2 protein-coding genes are annotated in these 2,984 nt (G+C 52.6%); one reads left to right on the top strand and one right to left on the bottom strand.

Annotation, left to right across the window (positions count from 1 at the left end):
* Positions 1-2,390: type I restriction endonuclease subunit R (locus tag ACOCD2_RS15495; RefSeq protein ID WP_419618766.1), on the top strand; the 2,390-nt coding region annotated here is incomplete at its 5' end.
* Between the two features lie 165 nt (positions 2,391-2,555).
* On the opposite strand, the gene ACOCD2_RS15490 is transcribed toward ACOCD2_RS15495, so the two are convergent.
* A partial coding sequence (locus tag ACOCD2_RS15490) for a transposase domain-containing protein (RefSeq protein ID WP_293680742.1) occupies positions 2,556-2,984 on the bottom strand: 429 nt, incomplete at its 5' end.

Raw genomic sequence — 2,984 nt, 5'->3', positions numbered from 1 at the left:
ATGGCGAGACGATTATCAAGAAAATCGCTGGATACTATCAGTTCCACGCGGTGCGTGAAGCGGTCAAGGCAACTGTAATTGCCGCGCAAGAAATTGAAGGGGTTGCAGAGAAACGGGCGACCTATGCTGATGAGGTGGTGCCCGGCAGTAAAAAGGCCGGTGTGGTCTGGCATACGCAAGGGTCCGGCAAGAGTATCTCCATGTGCTGTTACGCAGGCAAGCTGCTACAACAACCGGCCATGAATAACCCAACCTTGATCGTGGTGACAGATCGCAATGATCTGGATGGACAGCTGTTTGCCACCTTCAGTAATGCCGTAGAGCTATTGAAACAGACGCCGGTACAAGCAAATGACCGTGACGAGCTGCGCCAGTTGCTGGCTGAGCGCGAGTCCGGCGGCATTATCTTTACCACGGTACAGAAGTTTGCCCTGCTGGATGATGAGAACAGCCACCCGATTCTGAATGATCGCCACAATATCGTCGTAATCTCCGATGAGGCGCATCGCAGTCAGTATGGGCTGAAGGCGGTATTGACTGCCGATGGCCAATACAAGTTTGGCTACGCCAAACATATGCGCGATGCACTGCCGTTTGCCTCCTTTATTGGTTTTACCGGGACGCCCATATCGCAGGAGGATAAGGATACCCGTGCGGTGTTCGGTGGTTATGTATCCATCTACGATATTCAGGATGCCGTGGATGATGGCGCGACCGTACCCATTTACTACGAATCCCGCCTGGCCAAGCTGGAGCTGAACGTTGATGAGATTGAGGCGCTTTCTGATCAGGTGGATGAGGTGGTTGAGGATGAAGAGGACATTGGCCAGCGTGAGAAAACCAAGGGAGAATGGAGCCGACTGGAAAAGCTGGTGGGTGCAACCCCCAGACTTCAACAGGTGGCTGCCGATTTAATCGACCATTTCGAGGCACGAACCGCCACCATGGATGGCAAGGCCATGATTGTCGGCATGAGTCGTGATATCTGTGCTCAGCTCTACAATGAGATCGTCGCCTTGCGCCCCGACTGGCACGACCCAGATCCGTCGAGGGGTGTGATCAAAATCGTGATGACAGGCTCTGCTTCCGATAAGCCATTGCTACAACCCCATATTTACAACAAGAAAACCAAGAAACGACTGGAGAAGCGCTTTAAGGACGAAAACGATCCATTAAAGCTGGTGATCGTCAGGGATATGTGGCTGACCGGCTTCGATGCGCCTTGTTGCCATACCATGTATGTCGATAAACCCATGAAGGGTCATAATCTGATGCAGGCCATTGCCCGGGTGAATCGTGTCTTCAAGAACAAGCCTGGCGGACTGGTTGTGGACTACATAGGCATTGCCAACGAATTAAAACAGGCACTGAAGACCTACACTGACTCGAAAGGTAAAGGTGAACCGACGCTACGCGCTGAAGAGGCGTTCGCTATCTTGTTGGAGAAACTGGATGCTATTCGCGGGATGTTTGCCAAAACGCCGCAATTGGGTGGCCTGGATATTTCCGGCTTCGAGACTGATGCACACAAACTGCTGGTTCCCGCCGCCAACTATGTGCTGGGACTGGAAGATGGCAAGAAGCGTTTTCTCGACCTGGTGCTGGCCACCAGCAAGGCCTATTCACTCTGCAGTACGCTGGATGAAGCCAAGGAGCTACGCAAGGAGATCGCCTTCTACTCGGCAGTGAAGGCGGCGATATCGAAGTTCACCTCGATTGATAAAAAGCGTACCCAGGAAGAAAAAAATTCTGCGCTCAAGCAGATATTGGACAACGCAGTGATCGCCGAAGGCGTGGCAGATGTGTTCAGCCTGTGCGGATTGGATAAGCCCAATATTGGCCTGCTCTCCGATGAGTTTCTGGAAGATGTCCGGCAAATGCCGCATCAAAATCTGGCCGTTGAGTTACTGGAAAAACTGCTCAAGGACGACATCAAGGCAAAGACTCGCAACAACGTTGTGCAAGAGAAGAAGTATGCTGAGCGGCTGCAGGAGACGCTGCGAAAATATAACAACCGCGCCATTGAGACGGCACAGGTCATCGAGGAGCTTATTCAGATGGCAAAGGAGTTTCAGGCCGAGATGGCGCGTGAGGCCGAACTGGGGCTCAACCCGGACGAAATTGCCTTCTATGATGCTCTGGCCAATAACGAAAGCGCGGTTCGTGAGCTTGGCGATGAGATTCTGAAGAAAATCGCTATTGAAATTACCGACAAGTTGCGCAAATCCACCACTGTCGACTGGCAAGTACGCGATAGCGTGAGAGCCGAGCTGAAGATTCTGGTGCGGCATACATTGCAGCGTTACAAATACCCGCCCGACAAAGCAGCGGAAGCCGTTGAGCTTGTGCTCAAGCAGGCTGAAACACTCTCGAATTCCTGGAGTAAATAACCTTATTGATTAACTGAATCAACCGTGATGGTTGTCGTAGAAAACAAGTGACCAATTATGATTAATGAATCAAAACAGATCAGCATGGAGCAGTTCCTTATAGATCAGGCAAGGGAAAAGGATATCGTCCTCGACACCGATAAAGTTAGGGTAAGCGCCAGAGAATCAGCCCTCTTGCAGCTTACTGAGGGTGACGTTCCAAGGTAGCAGGGCCTCAATCTCTTCAACTGTACTGGCCCCACCAATGTGCTGCAGCACATGGTGGATGTAGGCAAAGGGTTCCAGCCCGTTGGCCTTGGCCGTCTCGATCAGGCTGTAGACGGTGGCGCTGGCTTTTGCGCCACGCGGGGTATCGGCAAAGAGCCAGTTCCGCCGTCCCACCGCAAAGGGTCGGATGGCGTTTTCCGCCAGGGCGTTGCTGATGTGCAGTCGTCCATCGGCAAGATAGCCCGTCAGCAGTTCCCACTGGTTGAGCGGTCGAGTAGATGGGCTCCACAACAGGTTAGGATCGTGTTGGCATTCTCTGTTTGCCGGCTGGTTTCCCACCGGTGCCGCAATATCCTCTCCGTACTGTCGCATCACCACACCCCTCAC

Origin of the sequence: Thiolapillus sp., from assembly GCF_048562965.1 — a bacterium.
GTDB classification, from domain to species: Bacteria; Pseudomonadota; Gammaproteobacteria; order Chromatiales; family Chromatiaceae; genus Thiolapillus; species Thiolapillus brandeum_A.
Note: the sequence above shows the minus strand (reverse complement) of the source record. Positions and strands in the feature narration are given on the sequence as shown.